This is a genomic window from Rathayibacter sp. PhB186 (genome assembly GCF_003751825.1).
GTDB lineage: Bacteria > Actinomycetota > Actinomycetes > Actinomycetales > Microbacteriaceae > Rathayibacter > Rathayibacter festucae.
The window spans coordinates 264,294-282,268 of the sequence record NZ_RJKO01000002.1; the positions used below are offsets into that span (position 1 = coordinate 264,294).

Here is a 17,975-nt window from a genome sequence, read left to right on the forward strand (position 1 = left end):
CGGAGTCAGGCGGCGGAGTCCGCCGGGAGCGTCGCGCGCATCGCCGCGAGCACGGCGTCCTCGTCCGGCAGCGGCACGGCCGGATCGCCGCCGACGAACACCCGCACCTGCAGCAGCGCCTGGTGCAGGAGCATGCCCAGCCCCGACACGACGGGCGAGCCGGCCGCGCCCCAGCGCAGCGCGAGCGGGCTCGGCCACGGCGAGTAGGCCACGTCGAAGAGCGTCGAGGCCGCGACCACCGCATCCGGCACGGCCAGCTCGGCGGAGGCGCCGCCCGGCAGCGTCGAGACGAGCAGCGGCGCCGCGTCCGCACCGTCCCAGTCCGAGAACGGGCGGACGTCGAGGGCGACGCCGACCGCCTCCGCGATCGCGGCGAGCGGGGCGGCCTTCTCCGGCGAGCGGAGCGTGACCGTCACCCGCGCCGCGCCCAGCTCGGCCGCCGCGGCGAGGGCGGAGGCGGCGGTCGCCCCTCCCCCGAGGATCTCGACCCTCTCGGCCGAGTGCACGCCCGCCTCGCCGAGCGCCCGGACGATCCCGGCCACGTCGGTGTTGAAGCCGCGCAGGCGGGGTGCGCCGGCGGAGCGGTCGAGCAGCACCGTGTTGACGGCGCCGGTCGCCCGCGCGACCAGGTCCTCCTCGTCGAGCAGCGGCCGCACCGCGTGCTTGAGCGGCATCGTCAGCGACAGGCCGTGCCAGAGCGCGACCGGATCGGCGACGACGGCGGCGAGCGTCGCCTCCGTCGCCTCGACCGCCGTGTAGCTCCAGTCGAGCCCGAGCACCCGATAGGCCGCCGCGTGCAGCTCGGGCGAGCGCGAGTGCGCGATCGGCGAGCCGAGCACCGCCAGCCGGCGCCCGCCCGGCGCCGGCTCCGCGTTCACTGGTACTCCGGGTGGTCCCGCATCCACGCCTGCCACTGCGCCACCGCGGCGTTGTGCTCCGCATCGGTGGTCGAGTACACCGTCTCGCCGGTCTCGAGGTTCACCGTGACGAAGTAGAGCCAGGTGCCGTCCGCGGGCTGCAGCACGGCCTGGATGGCGACGTCGCCCGGGTTCGAGATCGGCGCGGGCGGCAGGCCGTCGCGCTGGTAGGTGTTGTAGACGTTGCTCGCGTCGTTGCGCTCGGCGTCGGTCGTGGTCACCCGGTCGGTGGCTCCGGTGCCGTAGGCGACGGTCGCGTCCGACTGCAGGCGCCAGCCCTGGTCGAGGCGGTTCTGGAACACCCGCGCGACCTTCGGGAAGTCGTCCGCGACGCGGGCCTCGCGCTGCACGAGCGAGGCGAAGACGACGGTCCGGTAGCGGTTCTCGACCGGCACGCCCGCCGCGTCGAGCGACTGGTACATCCGGTTCACGAGCGTCTGCAGGATGTCGTGTGCTGACGTGCCCGGGTCGATGTCGTAGGTCGCCGGGAAGAGGAAGCCCTCGAGGCTCGTCGCCTCGGCGGGGAGCCCGTAGGAGCCCCAGTCCGCGGCCGCGGCCTCGAGGTCGGCGAGGGCGACGCCCGAGCCGTCCGCGATCAGCGGCAGCGCGCCCTTGAGCGAGGTGCCCTCCGGGATGACGAAGGTGTTCGCCAGCCGCGTCGAGTCTGAGTCGAGCAGCGCGGAGAGCGCAGCCTTCGCGCTCATCTCCGCCTTCAGCGAGTAGGCACCGGGCTGGAAGACGGGCTCGGGGTTCTCCGCGAGGAGCAGCTCGTAGAACGGCGTGTAGGACTTGATGACGCCGTCCGCGACGAGGTTCTCGGCGATGGTGCTGCCGCCGTCGCCCTGGTGGATGGTGAAGACCACCTCGCTGGTGCCGGTGCCGGTGAAGTCGGTCGGCTCCGGCTCCGCGAACAGCGCGCGGACGGGCTCGACGAAGATCGTCACCGCGATCGCGACCAGGGCCACGAAGACGCCGAAGGCGAGGAGCCCGCCGATCAGCCCGCGACGGCTGCGTCGCGGCCTGTTCTCGCGCTTCGCGCGGCGGCGGCGGGTGGAGGGGGCGGCGTCGGGGTGCGCGGCGGCGACGGCTTCTCCGCGGTCGCGCGGGGCGCCGACCTCGGGGCCGGCGAACAGGTGATCGATCGAGTCGGGCGCCGTCGGCTCCGTCTCAGAAGCGGGGTGCTGCTCCGGGTCGTGCGGGAGCTGACTCTGCTGATCGGCCTCCGCGGCGCGGGCGGCGCGGCGGCTCGGGGGGACGTCGGTCACGGCTGGGTCGTCCTTCGTTCGGTTCGAGCGCGGATCCGGCGGGGGTACCGGACGAGCGCTCGGAATCGATGGCGTGCTGCAGGATCACCACGGCGGCGACCTGGTCGATCACGGCGCGGGAGCCGCGGGTGCTGCGTCCCGAGCGGTGCAGCGCGCTCTGGGCGCTCACCGTCGAGAGCCGCTCGTCCACGAGCCGCACCGGGGCGGTCGGGACGGCGGAGGCGAGGCGCGCCGCGAAGGCGCGGGCGTCGTCCGTCGAGGCCGTCTCGGCGCCCGACAGCGACAACGGGAGGCCGACGACGATCGCCGACGCGCCGAACTCGGCGGCGAGGGCCGCGATCCGGGCGACGTCGGCGCCGTCCGGCGCCTCCGCGACACGCGCGACGGTCTCCACCGGCACGGCGAGGAGGCCGTCGGCGTCGCAGCGCGCGACACCGATGCGGGAGCGGCCCACATCGATGCCGAGCCGGACGCCGAACCTCTCCATCTAGCGCGTCGCCTCCTCGACGACGGCGTCGAGCGCCGCGCCGATGGCGGACACGTCCGAGCCGCCGCCCTGGGCGAGGTCGTCCTTGCCGCCTCCGCCGCCGCCGAGGACACCGGCCGCGCGACGGGCGAGCACGCCCGCCTTCCGGCCGAGCTCGCGGGCGGCGGGGGTGGTCGCCACGATCACGGCGGGCTTGCCGGCGACGTCGGCCGCGAGGGCGACGACCGCCGCGTCCTGGCCGAGGCGCTCGCGCACCGAGATGACGAGCGAGCGCAGCTCGTCGCCGGAGCCGGCCGTGCCGACGTTCTCGGCGACGATCGTCACGCCGTTGATCGAGCGCTTCGTCGCGGCGATCGCGGGGACCCGCTCGGCGAGGGCGCGGGCCTCGAAGGTCGCGATCCGCTTCTCGGCGGCCTTGAGGCTCGCGACGAGCTCGGCGATCCGGTCGGGCAGCTGCTCGCGCGGGGTCTTGAGCGAGGTCGAGATGGTGCTGACCAGGGCGCGCTCGGCGACGAGCTCGCTCAGCGCCTCGCGGCCGACGAGCGACTCGACGCGGCGGTTGGTCGAGCCGACCGAGGACTCGCTGATCAGGCTGATCAGCCCGATCTCCGCGGAGGTGCCCACGTGGGTGCCGGCGCACAGCTCGCGCGACCAGGGGCCGCCGATGTCGACGACGCGGACGACCTCGCCGTACTTCTCGCCGAAGAGCGCCATCGCGCCGAGCGCCTTGGCCTCGTCGAGCGGGAGCTCGCGGGTGACGACCTCGAGGTTGTCGCGGATCGCGCCGTTGGCGATGTCCTCGATCTCGCTGCGGGTCTCGAGCGAGAGCGCCTGGTTCCAGGAGAAGTCGAGGCGCAGGTAGCCGGCCTTGTTGAACGAGCCGGACTGGTGCGCCTGCGGGCCGAGGACCTGGCGCAGCGCCGCGTGGATGAGGTGGGTGCCGGAGTGCGCCTGGCGCGCGCCGCGGCGCCAGTCGCGGTCGACGACGGAGGTGGCGGCGTCGCCGACCCCGACCTCGCCGCTGGCGACCTGGACCTTGTGGCTGATCAGGCCCTTGACCGGCTTCTGCACGTCGAGGACCTCGAGGTCGAAGCCGTTGCCGATGATGCGGCCGGCGTCGGCCTCCTGGCCGCCCGACTCCGCGTAGAGCGAGGTGGCCTCGAGGATGACCTCGGCGATGTCGCCCGCGACCGCCTTCTGCACCGCGTGCCCGCCGACGATGAGGCCGAGGATCCGGGACTCCGTGTCGAGCACGTCGTAGCCGGTGAAGAGCGTCTCGCCGTGCGCGCGGAAGTCGGCGTACACCGAGAGGTCGGCGAGGGCGTTCTTCTTCGACTTCGCGTCGGCCTTCGCGCGGGTGCGCTGCGCCGTCATCAGCGAGTCGAACGCCTCGCGGTCGACGCTGAGGCCCGACTCCTCGGCGATCTCGAGGGTGAGGTCGATCGGGAAGCCGAAGGTGTCGTGCAGGAGGAAGGCGGTGTCACCGGGCAGGGTCGCCGCCTCCGCCTTCTTGGTCTTCAGCACCGCGAGGTCGAGGATCTCGGTGCCGGCCGCGAGCGTGCGCAGGAACGCCTCCTCCTCGCCGTAGGCACTGGTCGAGAGGCGCTCGAACTCGGTCGACACCTCGGGGTAGGCCGACGCCATGGCGTCACGCGAGGCGGTGAACAGCTCGGGGAAGGTCGCGGTGTCGACCCCGAGGAGGCGCATCGCGCGCACCGTGCGGCGCATCAGGCGGCGCAGGATGTAGCCGCGGCCCTCGTTCGACGGCGTCACGCCGTCGGAGAGCAGCATCAGCGAGGAGCGGACGTGGTCGGCGATGACGCGCATCCGCACGTCGTCCTCGTGCACGGCGCCGTAGCGGCGGCCCGAGAGCTCGGCGGCGCGGTCGAGCACCGGGCGCACCTGGTCGATCTCGTACATGTTCTCGACGCCCTGCTTGAGGAACGCGACGCGCTCGAGACCCATGCCGGTGTCGATGTTCTTGCTCGGCAGCTCGCCGAGGATGTCGAAGTCGACCTTGCTCGTGCCCTGCCCGCGCAGGTACTGCATGAAGACGAGGTTCCAGATCTCGACGTAGCGGTCGTCGTCGGTGGCCGGGCCGCCGTCGATGCCGTAGGCGGGCCCGCGGTCGAAGAAGATCTCGGAGCAGGGCCCGGCGGGGCCGGGCTGGCCGGTGGACCAGTAGTTCGTGTCCTTGTCGAGGCGCTGGATCCGCTCGTCGGGCAGGCCGGCGATCTTCTTCCAGAGCGCGATGGCCTCGTCGTCGTCCTTGTAGACGGTGACCCAGAGGTCCTTCTCGTCGAAGCCGAGGTTGCCGTCGCTCTCACTGCCGGTGAGGAGCTCCCAGGCGTAGCCGATCGCCCCCTCCTTGAAGTAGTCGCCGAAGGAGAAGTTGCCGTTCATCTGGAAGAACGTGCCGTGGCGAGGGGTCTTGCCGACCTCCTCGATGTCGTTCGTGCGGATGCACTTCTGCACGCTCGTCGCGCGGTCGAACGGCGCGGGGACGACCCCGGTGAGGTAGGGCACGAAGGGCACCATGCCTGCGACGGTGAAAAGGAGGCTCGGGTCGTCGCTGACGAGGGAGGCGGAGGGGACCACGGTGTGCCCGCGGCTTCCGAAGAAGTCGAGCCAGCGGTTGCGGATGTCTGCGGTCTGCATGGGTTCCGTTACGTTTCGGTCGACCGGGTCGACGCGGATGTCTGTCGGGTGGTGCGGTTCCAGCGGGTCGTGCGGGTCTGTCGGGTGCGCCGGGACGGGCAGGGAGTCAGCCCTCGCCGATCGCGGCCTTGAGCTCGGCCTCGCGCTGGTGGTAGCCCTCGGAGACGGCGTCGCCGAGCTCCTTCGCCGTGCGGTTGATGTCCTCGAAGAGGCGGGCGCCCGCCTCGGTGCGCGCGACCTGGTGCGCGACCGCGAATCCGAGACCGATCCCGATGACGATCAGCACGATGTTCTTCACAGCGATTCCTCCCACAGCGTTTCCTGCTCACGGCAGCCGGCCCGAGGGCGCGGCGACCCCCTCGATTGTAGGGCGCGGGCAGGGGGCTACCTGGAGGACGACCTGCGGGTGCGCCGAGAGCGGCGCGCGGCGCCGCGTCCGACCGCGGCACCCGCCTTGTCGGCGGTGCGGCCGGCGACGAGGACGGCGCGGACTCCGGCGGTGAAGCCGGCGAGCTTGATCAGCGGTCCGCCGATCGTCGCGGCGGTCAGGGCGACGAGCGCGTTGACGTTGCCGGTGACCTCGGCCACGTCCTTCGTGATGGTGTCGACGCGAGCCAGCTGCTGGTTCGCCTCGCGCAGCGTCGACGCCGATTCGTCGAGGATCGGGGTCAGGCCGTCGCTGGCCTGCTTGATGGCCTCGCTCGTGCTGTCGAAGACCCGACCGAGCTTCCAGAGCGGGATCGCGGCGACCGCGACCAGGATCGCGAACACCCCCGCGGCGATGAGCCCTGCGATGTCTCCACCGGACACGATGACCTCCGTTTCGGCGCCGCCGGATGCGGCACCCCAGCCTACCGACGGCGCACGGCGGCCCCGGCTCTCCCGGCCTCAGCCGCACCTCCGGCACGCGGAACCACCCCCGGCACGCCGGAACACGCGGATCCCGCGAGCCCGAGCTCGGATCGCGAGCCGAACCCGAGTTCGGCTGACCTCCGGCACGGGGAATCAGCTCCGGCACGCCGGAACGGGCGTATCCGGCGAGCCGGAGCACGGATCACGAGCCGGAAGGACACGACTCCGGACCGCCGGTCGCTCGCCGGAGCCCGGAAACGAGGAAAGGCCCCGGCAGGAGCCGGGGCCTTTCCAACGGGTGTGCGCTGACTAGCGGGCCGCGTAGTACTCGACGACGAGCTGGACTTCGCAGGTCACGGGGACCTCGGCGCGCTTCGGGCGGCGCAGCAGCGTCGCCTGGAGCTTGTCGATCTCGACCTCGAGGTAGCCCGGGGTCTTGGGGAGGACGTCGACGTGTCCGCCGGCGGCCGCGACCTGGAAGGGCTCGGTGCCCTCGGAGCGGGTCTTGACGTGGATGACCTGGCCCGGCTTCACGCGGAAGGAGGGACGGTCGACCGTCTGGCCGTCCACCATGATGTGGCGGTGGGTGACGAACTGGCGGGCCTGCGCGGTGGTGCGGGCGAAGCCCGAGCGCAGGACGAGGGCGTCGAGGCGCATCTCGAGGAGCTCGACCAGGTTCTCACCGGTCAGGCCCTGGGTACGGCGCGCCTCCTGAAAGGCGATGCGCAGCTGCTTCTCGCGGATGCCGTACTGGGCTCGCAGACGCTGCTTCTCCCGCAGGCGGACGGCGTAGTCGGAGTCGGCCTTGCGCTTCGAGCGGCCGTGCTCACCGGGAGCGTAGGGACGCTTCTCGAGGTAGCGGGCGGCCTTCGGGGTCAGGGGGATGCCGAGGGCGCGCGAGAGGCGCGTCTTCGAACGGGTACGTGAGGTGGTCGACACTGTGGTCCTTCCAGGGTCTGAGAGGTTCGGTCGCAGTCCTCGTCCGCCGGCTCCGGGAGGAGGGCGGGCGCCGAGGTCGTGTCCCCCCGCGGGTGCGGGAGGCAGGGTGACCGCGGTGGCGGACTGCGCGATTCAGAGGGATGCGCTGCTCCGCTCGGCTACAGAGCGGTGGGCAACCTCGCAAGACTACCAGGCGCGGGAGCCCGCGTCACGCGCGGTTCCGGGTCCGCCGTCCCGGACCGTCAGCCGCGGCCTCGGATGATCCGGAGCAGCTTCGCCAGCCGGGCCGACACGTCGCGCTCGTTGCCGTGCTCGGTCGGCGCGTAGTAGCGCGCGCCGCGGAGCTCGTCCGGCAGGTACTGCTGCTCGAGGACGCCGAGCTCGGCGTCGTGCGGGTAGCGGTAGCCCTTGCCGTGGCCGAGCCGCTTGGCGCCCGGATAGTGCGCGTCGCGCAGGTGCGGCGGCACCCGGCCGGCCTTGCCCGCGCGGACATCGGCGATCGCCCTGTCGATGGCCGTGTAGGAGGCGTTCGACTTGGGCGCGGTGGCCAGGTGGACGACGGCCTGCGCGAGCGGGATGCGCCCCTCCGGCATGCCGATGAACTGGACGGCGTCGGCCGCGGCGATCGCGACGACGAGCGCCTGCGGGTCGGCCATCCCGATGTCCTCGGAGGCCGAGACGATGATCCGGCGGGCGATGAAGCGCGGGTCCTCCCCCGCCTCGATCATCCGGGCCAGGTAGTGCAGCGCCGCGTCGACGTCCGAGCCGCGGATCGACTTGATGAACGCGCTGATGACGTCGTAGTGCTCGTCGCCGTTGCGGTCGTAGCGCAGCAGCGCGCGGTCGACGGCGCGGGCGACCACCTCCACCGTGATCAGCGGGAGCTCGGGCTCCTCCGCCTCGGCGGGCTCGGCGGGCTCGGCGGGCTCCTCCTCGTCGTCGTCCTCGTCGTCCCCCTCCACCGCGGTCGCCCGCGCGACGCGATCCGCCTCGCGCGCCTCCGACCTCGCGGAGGTGGCGGCGGCCTCGAGCGCCGTGAGCGCACGTCGGGCGTCCCCGGAGGCCAGCCGGACGATGCTCGCGCGGGCCTCGTCGTCGAGCCGCACCGAGTCGCGGAGTCCGCGCTCGTCGTGCAGGGCCCGGTCGACGAGCAGCCCGAGGTCCTCGTCGTCGAGGGTGTTCAGCGTGAGCAGCAGGGAGCGCGAGAGCAGCGGGGCGATCACCGAGAAGGACGGGTTCTCGGTCGTCGCCGCGATGAGGATCACCCAGCCGTTCTCGACGCCGGGCAGCAGCGCGTCCTGCTGCGCCTTGGTGAAGCGGTGGATCTCGTCGAGGAAGAGGACGGTCGACGTGCCGTAGAGGTCGCGGGTGGAGAGCGCCTCCTCCATCACCTGGCGGACGTCCTTCACGCCGGCCGTGACGGCGGAGAGCTCGACGAAGCGCCGGCCACTGGAGTGCGCGACGGCCTGGGCGAGCGTCGTCTTGCCGGTGCCGGGCGGGCCCCAGAGGATGACGGAGACGGCTCCGCGCTCTCCCGTGGTGTCGGCCGCGAGGGCCACCAGCGGCGAACCGGGCGTCAGCAGGTGCCGCTGCCCCGCGACCTCCTCGAGGCTGCGGGGACGCATGCGGACGGCGAGCGGCGTCGCCCCGGAGCGGAGTCCGGCCTGCTGCATGGTCATCGCACCAGCGTAACGAGGGCCTCCGACAGTCGACCCCGGCGCCCACCCGGCACCCGGCGCCGCGGCGTCCGGCGAGGGCGCGGCGATTCTCGTAGGCTCGACGCGCTCCGCGCTCGCGCGGGACCGCGCCGGACGCAGGCGCGACGCACGACGGCGGAGGAACACGTGGCTCAGGGCAGGACGAACGATCGCGAGGCGCGCACCCGACTGAGGGCCTACCAGGCGCGGCAGACCCTGCACCGCACGCGCGCCAAGCGCCGGGTCCGCGACAACGTGATCGCGGCCGTCGCGGGCGTCGTCGTGATCGCCCTCGCGGTCGTCGCGCAGCTCCTCTACTTCTCCGGCGGCCCGGGCACCCCGGTCGCCGAGCCGACCTCCTCCGAGAGCGCGACTCCCACGCCGACCCCCGAGGCGACCGGCCAGAACACCGGGGACGTCCCCTCCGCCGACATCGCCGAGGGCCGCGACTGGACCGGCACGATGTCGATCAACAGCGACGAGCTGGGGATCACCCTGGCCGGCGCCGCCGCCCCGCAGGCCGTCTCCTCCTTCCTCTCCCTGTCGCAGTCGGGCTTCTACGACGGCGTCTCCTGCCACCGGCTCACCACCGAGGGCCTCTACGTCCTGCAGTGCGGCGACCCGAGCGGCGACGGCACCGGCGGCCCCGGCTACAGCTACGGACCCGTCGAGAACGCGCCCGCGGACGGCGTCTACCCCGCGGGCACGATCGCCATGGCCCGCCAGGGCGGCAACGGCTACAGCCAGGGCAGCCAGTTCTTCGTCGTCTATCAGGACACCCAGCTCCCCGAGGACGCCGCGGGCGGCTACACGGTGGTCGGCCAGGTGACCTCGGGTCTCGATGCGCTGATCGCCGACGTGGTCGCGAAGGGCACGGCGGACGGCTCCGGCGACGGCGCTCCCGCCGAGCCGGTCACGATCGGCGGCATCTCGCTGCAGTAGCCCTCGTGCGCGCCGCCGACGAGCGGCGCGCGCGACCCGCGGGACCGCGGACGAACGGGGGGCGCGGGGAGTGCAATAGGCTTGTCGTCACTGCCCGTTCGCGGCTGAGCGCGGTCGTCGGCCTCCGGCTGTCGAGCACCGAGGCCGAGGGGCGGGACGACAGCGAAAGGCGGCACCCGATGCTGACTCCAGACGGCGACATCGACACCGTGTCCACCCCCGGCACCGTGTCACCCGACGACAGCGCGTCCTCCGAGACGACGGACGCTCCCGAGAGCACCGGCGCCCCCGAGGGCGCCGACGCCCCGGCCGAGACGGACGCTCCCGAGACGGGAGAGGACTCCCCCGAGACGGCGACGCCCGGATCCGAGACGGCGACGCCCGACGAGGTGGCGGCCCCCGAGGAGGCCCCGGCCTCGGACGAGACGGCGACCTCCGACGAGACGGCGCTCTCCGACGGCGAGACGGCGACCTCCGACGAGGCAGCGAGCTCCGACGAGGCGACGACTCCCGAGGACGTGGCGCCTCCCGTCGTCCCGACGGCTCCCCGCCCGCAGGCGGGCGCCCGGCAGCCGTGGGGCCGCGTGGCCGACGACGGCACGGTCTACGTCCGCGTCGGCGACGAGGAGCGCGAGGTGGGCCAGTACCCCGACGCGACTCCCGAGGAGGCCCTCGCCTACTACGAGCGCAAGTACACCGAGCTCGCCGGCCAGGTCTCCCTGCTCGAGCAGCGGGCCAAGCGCGGCGCTCCGGCGAACGACGTGTCGCGCGGAGTGCAGACGCTCACCGCGGCCATCTCGCAGGCGCACGCCGTCGGCGACCTCAACGCCCTGCAGGCCCGCGTCAGCGCGCTCAGCGGTTCCGTCGAGGATCTGACCGAGCAGCAGGCCGCCGAGACGAAGGCCGCCCTCAGCGACGCGATCGCGCACCGCGAGGCGATCGTCGCCGAGGCCGAGGCGCTGGCCGCCGTCGACCCGGCGAAGACGCAGTGGAAGCAGGCCAGCGCCGCGATCGACGACCTCTTCGCCCGCTGGCAGAGCCACCAGCAGCAGGGTCCGCGCCTCCCCAAGAACGACGCCAACGAGCTGTGGCGCCGCTTCCGCGGGGCGCGCACGACCATCGAGCAGAACCGCAAGGCGTTCTTTGCCGACCTCGACTCGGCGCACCGCGAGGCCAAGCAGGCCAAGCAGTCGCTGATCGATCAGGCCGACGCCCTGGTCTCGCGCGGTGCCGAGGCGATCCCGGAGTACCGGGCCCTCCTCGAGCGCTGGCGGGTGGCCGGTCGCGCGGGCAAGCGGTTCGACGACGCCCTCTGGGCGCGCTTCAAGGCCGCCGGCGACGCGATCTACGGCGCGAAGGCCGAGGTCGTCGCGCAGGAGAGCGTCGAGTACACCGAGAACCTCGACCTCAAGCTCGCCCTCCTCGAGGAGGCGGAGCCGCTCCTGCAGGAGCAGGACCGCGAGAAGGCCAAGCGCGTGCTGCTCTCCGTGCAGGAGCGCTGGGACGCCGTCGGCCGCGTGCCGCGCGAGCAGGTGCGCACCGTCGAGGACCGCCTCCGCAAGGTCGAGGCGCACGTGCGCAAGCTCGACGAGGAGCACTGGAACCGCAGCAACCCCGAGCGCAAGGCGCGCTCGGAGGGCCTCGCCTCGCAGCTGACCGCCGCGATCCAGAAGCTGCAGGACGAGCTCGACGAGGCGAAGGCCCGCGGTGACCGCGCCGCTATCGCCCAGGCGCAGGAGGCCCTCGACGCCCGCAAGGTGTGGCTGGACGCCCTGGGCTGATCCCGGCCGGCATGCACGCTGGTCGAGTAGGCGCCGCAGGCGGTGTATCGAGACCCACCCCTCGGACGACGTGGATCTCGATACGCCCGCTGCGCGGGCTACTCGATCAGCGTGAGGGGGGCCCCGGATTCACGGGGCCGGACCCCGAGTCGCTCGGACCGGCATGCTGGTCGAGTAGCCGCCGGAGGCGGCGTCTCGAGACCCGACTGTCGCCGGCGGGAACCGCACGGCGCTGGCTCGGGCGGATCCGTCCACAGATGTGCTGCGGCTGTCCCGCGGGGACGACGGCTCGGCCAGCATGGGCGGATGACGCGCCTCCTCCCCTCCGTGCTGCTCCCGGGGCAGCTGCCGCTCGCGGAGCTCTGCGCCGCCCGTCTCGACGGCGAGGTCGTCGCCCTCGACGAGGGCTTCCTCCTCGCCGATCTGCCGGTTGGTCCGGCCGAGCGCGGCGCGGCGCTGCGGGCGGTGGTCCCGGCGAAAGCGGTGGCGGACCGGCTGTCGGCGGCCTGGGTGCACGGCGCGATGCCCGCCGCTCCCCCGGTGCACAGCGCCTCCATCGACCGACGGAACCGCCTGCACCCGCCGATGCTCGCGCGGGTGCGCTTCCACGAGGTCCGGCTCACCGACGAGGACGTCGCGCTCCTCGGCGGCTGCTCCGTCACGACCCCCGAGCGCACCCTGATCGATCTGGCGCGCACCCGCAGCACCTGCGACGACGATCTCCTGCGCAGCCTGGCGGCCGTCACCGGTGTCTCGCTCGAGCGGGTGCTCGAGCGACTGGACAGCGGCCCTCCCGTCTCGAGCCGCCGGATCGCCCTGCTCCGCCTGACCGCGGCGCTCGGCTGACCCGACCCTGAGCCCGGGTACTGCGCCGGCCGCGCCGGCGATCAGCCCGCGTTCACCCGGTAGACGTCGTAGACGGCGTCGATCCTGCGGACGGCGTTGAGCACCCGGTCGAGGTGCGTCGTGTCGCCCATCTCGAACACGAACCGGCTGATCGCCAGCCGGTCGCTGGAGGTGGAGACCGTGGCCGACAGGATGTTCACGTGGTGCTCGGAGAGCACGCGCGTGACGTCGCTGAGCAGGCCGGACCGGTCGAGCGCCTCCACCTGGATCTGCACCAGGAAGATGCTCTTCGAGGACGGCGCCCACTCGACGTCGACGATCCGCTCCGGCTCCTTGAGCAGCTCCTGCACGTTGTGGCAGTTCGCCTGGTGCACCGAGACGCCGGCACCGCGGGTGACGAAGCCGACGATCTGATCGCCCGGAACCGGGGTGCAGCACTTCGCCAGCTTGACCAGGATGTCCGGCGCGCCCTTGACCAGGACCCCGGACTCGCTGCTGCGGCTGCGCGGACGCGGGGAGCGCGGGAGGGTGACCTCGTGCTCGTCCGACTCCGGGTCGCCCTGGATGGTCGCCACGACCTTCTCCAGCACCGACTGGGTGGAGACGTGCCCCTCGCCGACCGCGGCGTAGAGCGCTTCGACGTCGTTGTAGCGCAGCTGGCTGGCCACCTCGGTGAAGGTGTCCTGGCTCATCAGCTTCTGCAGCGGCAGGTTCTGCTTGCGCATGGCCCGCGCGATGGAGTCCTTGCCCTGCTCGATCGCCTCGTCGCGGCGCTCCTTGGTGAACCACTGGCGGATCTTGTTGCGGGCCCGCGGGCTCTGCACGAAGTTCAGCCAGTCCTGGCTCGGGCCGGAGTCGGGGTTCTTCGAGGTGAAGACCTCGACGACGTCGCCGGTGGTCAGCGAGGACTCGAGCGGCACGAGGCGCCCGTTGACCTTGGCGCCCATGGTGCGGTGGCCGACCTCGGTGTGCACGGCGTAGGCGAAGTCGACCGGGGTCGCGCCCGTCGGCAGGCCGATGACGCGGCCCTTGGGCGTGAAGACGTAGACCTCCTTCGCACCGATCTCGAAGCGGAGGGAGTCGAGGAACTCGTTCGGGTCGGTCGTCTCGGACTGCCAGTCGGAGAGGTGCGCGAGCCAGGCGAGGTCAGTGTCGTTCGAGCCGGAGGCGACCTTGCCCGTCGCCATCTGCTCCTTGTACTTCCAGTGCGCCGCGATGCCGAACTCGGCGTGCTGGTGCATCTCGTTGGTGCGGATCTGGATCTCGACCGCGCGGCCCTTGGGGCCGATCACCGTGGTGTGCAGCGACTGGTACAGGTTGAACTTGGGCGTGGCGATGTAGTCCTTGAACCGCCCGGGCATCGGGCTCCAGCGCGCGTGGATCGAGCCGAGCACGGCGTAGCAGTCGCGCACCGAGTTGACCAGCACGCGGATGCCGACCAGGTCGTAGATCTCGTCGAAGTCGCGACCTCGGACGACCATCTTCTGGTAGATCGAGTAGTACTGCTTCGGCCGGCCCACGACGCGGCCGCGGATCTTGCCCGCCCGCAGGTCCTCGCCGATGAGGTCGATGATGCTCTGGACGAACTCCTCGCGCTGCGGGGTCCGCACCTTCACGAGGCTCTCGATCTCGTTGTAGATCTTCGGATAGAGCACCGCGAAGGACAGGTCCTCGAGCTCCCACTTGATCGCCTGGATGCCGAGGCGGTTCGCCAGCGGCGCGTAGATCTCGAGGGTCTCGGTCGCCTTCCGGGCCGCGGACTCGGCGGGGACGAAGCCCCAGGTGCGCGCGTTGTGCAGGCGGTCGGCCAGCTTGATGATCAGAACGCGGATGTCCTTCGACATCGCCACGATCATCTTGCGGACGGTCTCGGCCTGAGCGCTGTCGCCGTACTTGACCTTGTCGAGCTTGGTGACGCCGTCCACCAGCATCGCGACCTCGTCGCCGAAGTCGGCTCGGAGCTCGTCGAGCTTGTAGTCGGTGTCCTCGACGGTGTCGTGCAGCAGCGCGGCGGCGATCGTCTTCGAGCCGATGCCGAGGTCGGCGAGGATCTGCGCGACGGCCAGCGGATGCGTGATGTACGGCTCGCCGCTGCGGCGCTTCTGGTTCGCGTGCGCGCGCTCGGCGACCGAGTAGGCCCGCTCGATCAGCGCGATGTCGCTCTTGGGGTGGTGCGTGCGCACCGTCCGGACGAGCGTGTCGACCGCCCCGGAGGGCTGTGCGCGCGAGAAGATCCGAGGGACCAGCCGGCGCAGGGCGGCGGTCGAGGACGTGGTCGTGGTGTCGCTCACGCGGAGATCTCCATCGCCTCATTATCGCCCGTCGCGGGGCGCCTCGTGACCGGTCCGCCGGGAGCGGACAGGCCCGCGATCAGTCGATCCGGCCCGGACGTCCCTCGTCGTCGACGACGTCGCCGCCGGCGGTCGCCCAGGCGGTCATCCCGGCCTCGATGTTCGCCGTCTCGTAGCCGGCGCCGTCGAGCGCCTGGACGACCATGGCCGAGCGGACGCCGGAGTGGCAGACGACGAGGATCGTCGCGTCCCGAGGGAGCTCGTCCTGCCGCTCACCGATGCTGCCCATCGGGATGTGGTGCGCCGCCGGCGCATGACCGAGCGCCCACTCGTGGGGCTCGCGCACGTCGAGTAGCCAGACCTCGTCGCGCTCGACGAGGCCGATCGCGTCCGCGGCGGTGACCTGTGCGTAGTCGGCCACGATCAGCCCTGCACGACGGGGGTCGCGGCGCGCTCGCGTGCCGAGACGACCCGCTTGTCGTGCTTGCCGATCTCGGCCTCGCCGCTGCGCAGCTGGGCGTAGAGCGGGGCGGCGACGAAGATCGTCGAGTAGGTGCCGACGATGATGCCGATCAGCAGCGCGAGCGAGATGTCGCGCAGCGTGCCGGCACCGAGGACGAAGGCGCCGATCACGAGGATCGCGGCGACCGGCAGGGCCGCGACGATCGAGGTGTTGATCGAGCGCACCAGCGTCTGGTTCTCGGCGAGGTTGACCGTCTCGGAGAAGGTCTTGGTGGTGCTGCCGAGCGCCTCTGCGGTGTTCTCGCGGATCTTGTCGAAGACGACGACCGTGTCGTAGAGCGAGTAGCCGAGGATCGTGAGCAGTCCGATGACCGCCGCCGGCGAGACCTCCGTCCCTGTGATGCCGTAGACGCCGGCCACGATCACGAGGTCGTGCAGGAGCGCGACGATCGCGGCGAGCGACATCTTCCACGTCCGGAAGTAGGCCCACATCGCCAGGGCGGCCAGGATCACGAAGATGATCAGGCCGCGGACGGCCTGCTGCGTGACGTCCGAGCCCCAGGCGGCGCCGATGAAGGACGACGCGACCTGCTCCGTCGGGACGGAGTACGCCTCCGACAGGGCGTTGCGGACCTGGGTCGACTCGTCGGTCGACAGCTGGCTGGTCTGCACCCGGATCGAGTCGTCGCCGACGATCGAGACGCGCGGGACCGCGTCGGGCGAGACGGAAGTGACGGCGTCCGTCGCGGCGGTCTGATCCAGGTTGTCGGGTGCGGTGACCGTGAACTCCGAGCCGCCGGTGAACTCGATGCTGAAGTTGAAGCCCCCGCGCGCCGCCGTGCCGAGCACGGTGAGCAGGATGATCGCGATCGAGATGAGGTACCAGGTGCGCCGGCGGCCGACGAAGTCGACCGAGCGCTTGCCGGTGTAGAGGTCGTTTCCGAACTGCGAGAAGCTGGCCATCACGCGTCCTTCCCGTTCGAGTCGTTCGAGGAGCTGCGCGCGGCGGCCGCCTCGGCGGCCTTCCGCTCGGCGATGGTCTGGCGGCGGGCGGCCTCGCGGGCGGCGGAGGAGCCCTTGCCCGAGGCCCCCTTGCCGGCGAGCACGGCGTCCTGCGGACGGAACGCCGCTCGGCCGCGGTAGACCGCGCCGAGTGCGCGCGGATCCAGTCCGGAGGCCTTGTGCCCCTCGGAGAAGAACTTGGTCGTCGCGAGCAGCTGCAGCATCGGGTGGGTGAAGAGGATCACCACCACGAGGTCGATCAGCGTCGTGATGCCGAGGGTGAGCGCGAAGCCGCGGACGCTGCCGACCGCGAGGGCGAAGAGCACGACGGCGGCGAGCAGGTTCACCATGTCGGAGGCGAAGATCGTGCGCAGCGCGCGCCGCCAGCCGGCCTCGACCGAGGACTCGAGTCCGCGGCCGTCGCGCAGCTCGTCGCGGATCCGCTCGAAGTAGACGATGAACGAGTCGGCCGTGATGCCGATGGCCACGATCAGACCCGCGACGCCCGCGAGCGAGAGGCGGAGTCCCTCCCGCCAGGAGAGCAGGGTGACCACGAGGTAGGTGACGATCGCCGCCACCATCAGCGACGCGATGGTCACCGCGCCGAGCACGCGGTACTGCGCGATCGAGTAGACGACGACGAGGATGAGGCCGATCAGGCCCGCGAGCAGGCCGCTGGCGAGCTGGGTCGAGCCGAGCGTCGCGGAGATGCTGTCCGAGCTCTGCACCTGGAAGCCGATCGGCAGGGCGCCGTACTTCAGCTGGTCGGCGAGGGTCTTCGACGACTCCTGGGTGAAGGAGCCGGAGATCTGCGCGTTGCCGTCGGTGATCGCCGCGTTGGTGGACGGCGCCGAGATGACACGCCCGTCGAGGACGATCGCGAACTGGTTCTGCGCGCCCTGCAGGCCGACGAGGCGCGAGGTGACGTCGCCGAAGGCCTGGGTGCCCTGGTCGTCGAAGGAGAGGTTGACGGCCCAGGTGCCGGTGCTGGCGCCGGAGGACGTCGTCATCAGGCCGTTCGAGGCGTCGGAGATGTCCTCGCCGGTGATCTCGACCGGGCCGAGGATGTACTTCGCCGTGTCGTTGTCGTCGCAGGTGATCAGGGGCTGATCGGCCGGCGCGAGGTTCGGGTCCTGGTCGTTGAGGAACGCGCAGTCGAAGGAGGTGTACTGCGCCTCGAGCGCCGGCGTGATGTAGGCGAGGTCGCTCGCGCTGGTCGGCGCGGCCGTCGGCTCGGTGGCGAGGGAGGGGTCGACCGGGGTCGGCGTGGGCGACGCGGTCGAATCGCCGCCGACCGAGCTGTTGGTCGCCTGGCTGGCGACGAGCACCGGGCGGAAGTCGAGCTTCGCCGAGGCCTCGATGCGCTGCAGCGTCGCGTCGTCCGGCGTGCCCGGGATCGAGACGACGATGTTGCTCGAGCCCTGGGTCGTGATCTCGGACTCGGAGACGCCCGCGGCGTCGATCCGCTGGCGGATGATCGAGACGGCCTGCGTCAGCTGCTCGGACGAGACGGTCTGGCCGTCCGAGAGCTGGGGCTGGAGCACGATCTGGGTGCCGCCCTCGAGGTCGAGCGCGAGCTTCGGCGTCCAGGAGCCGCCGCCGAAGGCGACGGCGGCGGCGTTGAGGCCGACGAGCGCGAGGATCAGGACGCCGAGCCAGCTCAGCGAGCGCCGGGCCTTCCGGACGGGGGTTGATGCGGCCACCCAGGGCTCACCTTCTTCTTCGGTCGGCGCCGGCTCTCCGGCCGACGCTGGCTCTGCGGTCGACGTCGATCCTCGCGCAGGCGCCGACCCCGGGGGCCGCGCCTGTCGTCCGATCGACGGTCTTCGGTCCGGG

At 72.1% G+C, this 17,975-nt stretch carries 15 protein-coding genes; 3 read left to right on the forward strand and 12 right to left on the reverse strand.

From position 1 onward, the window contains the following. Window positions 1–5: 5 nt before the first annotated feature. From EDF45_RS08895 to EDF45_RS08930, 8 genes are all read right to left on the reverse strand, one after another. Entirely contained in the window at window positions 6–878 is an 873-nt protein-coding gene (locus EDF45_RS08895) for a shikimate dehydrogenase (protein WP_185020133.1), read from the reverse strand. Next, entirely contained in the window at window positions 875–2,182 is a 1,308-nt protein-coding gene (gene mltG, locus EDF45_RS08900; protein WP_243624245.1) for an endolytic transglycosylase MltG, read from the reverse strand. The genes EDF45_RS08895 and mltG overlap by 4 nt, the downstream gene beginning before the upstream one ends. Then, window positions 2,085–2,669, reverse strand: coding sequence for a Holliday junction resolvase RuvX (gene ruvX / locus EDF45_RS08905; RefSeq protein ID WP_123704408.1), 585 nt, complete (start codon window positions 2,667–2,669; stop codon window positions 2,085–2,087). Before ruvX ends, mltG begins: the two co-directional genes overlap by 98 nt. Then, window positions 2,670–5,327, reverse strand: a complete 2,658-nt coding sequence (gene alaS / locus EDF45_RS08910; RefSeq protein WP_123735838.1) for an alanine--tRNA ligase — start codon at window positions 5,325–5,327, stop codon at window positions 2,670–2,672. Window positions 5,328–5,433: 106 nt separating this feature from the next. Beyond that, window positions 5,434–5,625 carry a hypothetical protein gene (locus EDF45_RS08915; protein ID WP_123704412.1) on the reverse strand — a complete coding sequence of 64 codons (192 nt, stop codon included), beginning with the start codon at window positions 5,623–5,625 and terminating at the stop codon, window positions 5,434–5,436. A gap of 86 nt (window positions 5,626–5,711) precedes the next feature. Continuing rightward, complete coding sequence (locus EDF45_RS08920) at window positions 5,712–6,137, reverse strand: DUF948 domain-containing protein (RefSeq protein WP_123446207.1); 426 nt, start codon at window positions 6,135–6,137, stop codon at window positions 5,712–5,714. 351 nt (window positions 6,138–6,488) lie between these two features. Then, window positions 6,489–7,118: a 30S ribosomal protein S4 gene (rpsD, locus tag EDF45_RS08925; RefSeq protein ID WP_123446206.1), complete on the reverse strand. Its 630-nt coding sequence runs from the start codon at window positions 7,116–7,118 to the stop codon at window positions 6,489–6,491. A gap of 242 nt (window positions 7,119–7,360) precedes the next feature. Continuing rightward, window positions 7,361–8,797, reverse strand: coding sequence for a replication-associated recombination protein A (locus tag EDF45_RS08930; protein WP_123735839.1), 1,437 nt, complete (start codon window positions 8,795–8,797; stop codon window positions 7,361–7,363). Between the two features lie 165 nt (window positions 8,798–8,962). On the opposite strand from EDF45_RS08930, the gene EDF45_RS08935 reads away from it, so the two are divergent. The 3 genes from EDF45_RS08935 (at window position 8,963) to EDF45_RS08945 (ending at window position 12,384) form a co-directional block, all read left to right on the forward strand. Continuing rightward, a complete protein-coding gene (locus EDF45_RS08935) occupies window positions 8,963–9,757 on the forward strand; it encodes a peptidylprolyl isomerase (RefSeq protein ID WP_123735840.1) in 795 nt (264 codons plus the stop codon). Window positions 9,758–9,936: 179 nt separating this feature from the next. Then, window positions 9,937–11,538, forward strand: a complete 1,602-nt coding sequence (locus EDF45_RS08940; protein WP_185020134.1) for a DUF349 domain-containing protein — start codon at window positions 9,937–9,939, stop codon at window positions 11,536–11,538. A 306-nt stretch (window positions 11,539–11,844) separates the two neighbouring features. Next, window positions 11,845–12,384 carry a type IV toxin-antitoxin system AbiEi family antitoxin gene (locus tag EDF45_RS08945; protein ID WP_123735841.1) on the forward strand — a complete coding sequence of 180 codons (540 nt, stop codon included), beginning with the start codon at window positions 11,845–11,847 and terminating at the stop codon, window positions 12,382–12,384. Window positions 12,385–12,425: 41 nt separating this feature from the next. On the opposite strand, the gene EDF45_RS08950 is transcribed toward EDF45_RS08945, so the two are convergent. The 4 genes from EDF45_RS08950 to secD form a co-directional block, all read right to left on the reverse strand. Continuing rightward, window positions 12,426–14,675 carry a bifunctional (p)ppGpp synthetase/guanosine-3',5'-bis(diphosphate) 3'-pyrophosphohydrolase gene (locus tag EDF45_RS08950; protein WP_123446201.1) on the reverse strand — a complete coding sequence of 750 codons (2,250 nt, stop codon included), beginning with the start codon at window positions 14,673–14,675 and terminating at the stop codon, window positions 12,426–12,428. Between the two features lie 79 nt (window positions 14,676–14,754). Continuing rightward, window positions 14,755–15,096: a rhodanese-like domain-containing protein gene (locus EDF45_RS08955; protein WP_123735842.1), complete on the reverse strand. Its 342-nt coding sequence runs from the start codon at window positions 15,094–15,096 to the stop codon at window positions 14,755–14,757. Between the two features lie 2 nt (window positions 15,097–15,098). Beyond that, on the reverse strand, window positions 15,099–16,100 hold the full coding sequence (secF, locus tag EDF45_RS08960) for a protein translocase subunit SecF (RefSeq protein ID WP_123735843.1): 1,002 nt from the start codon (window positions 16,098–16,100) through the stop codon (window positions 15,099–15,101). Next, window positions 16,100–17,842 carry a protein translocase subunit SecD gene (gene secD / locus EDF45_RS08965; protein ID WP_123733042.1) on the reverse strand — a complete coding sequence of 581 codons (1,743 nt, stop codon included), beginning with the start codon at window positions 17,840–17,842 and terminating at the stop codon, window positions 16,100–16,102. Before secD ends, secF begins: the two co-directional genes overlap by 1 nt. Window positions 17,843–17,975: the final 133 nt, after the last annotated feature.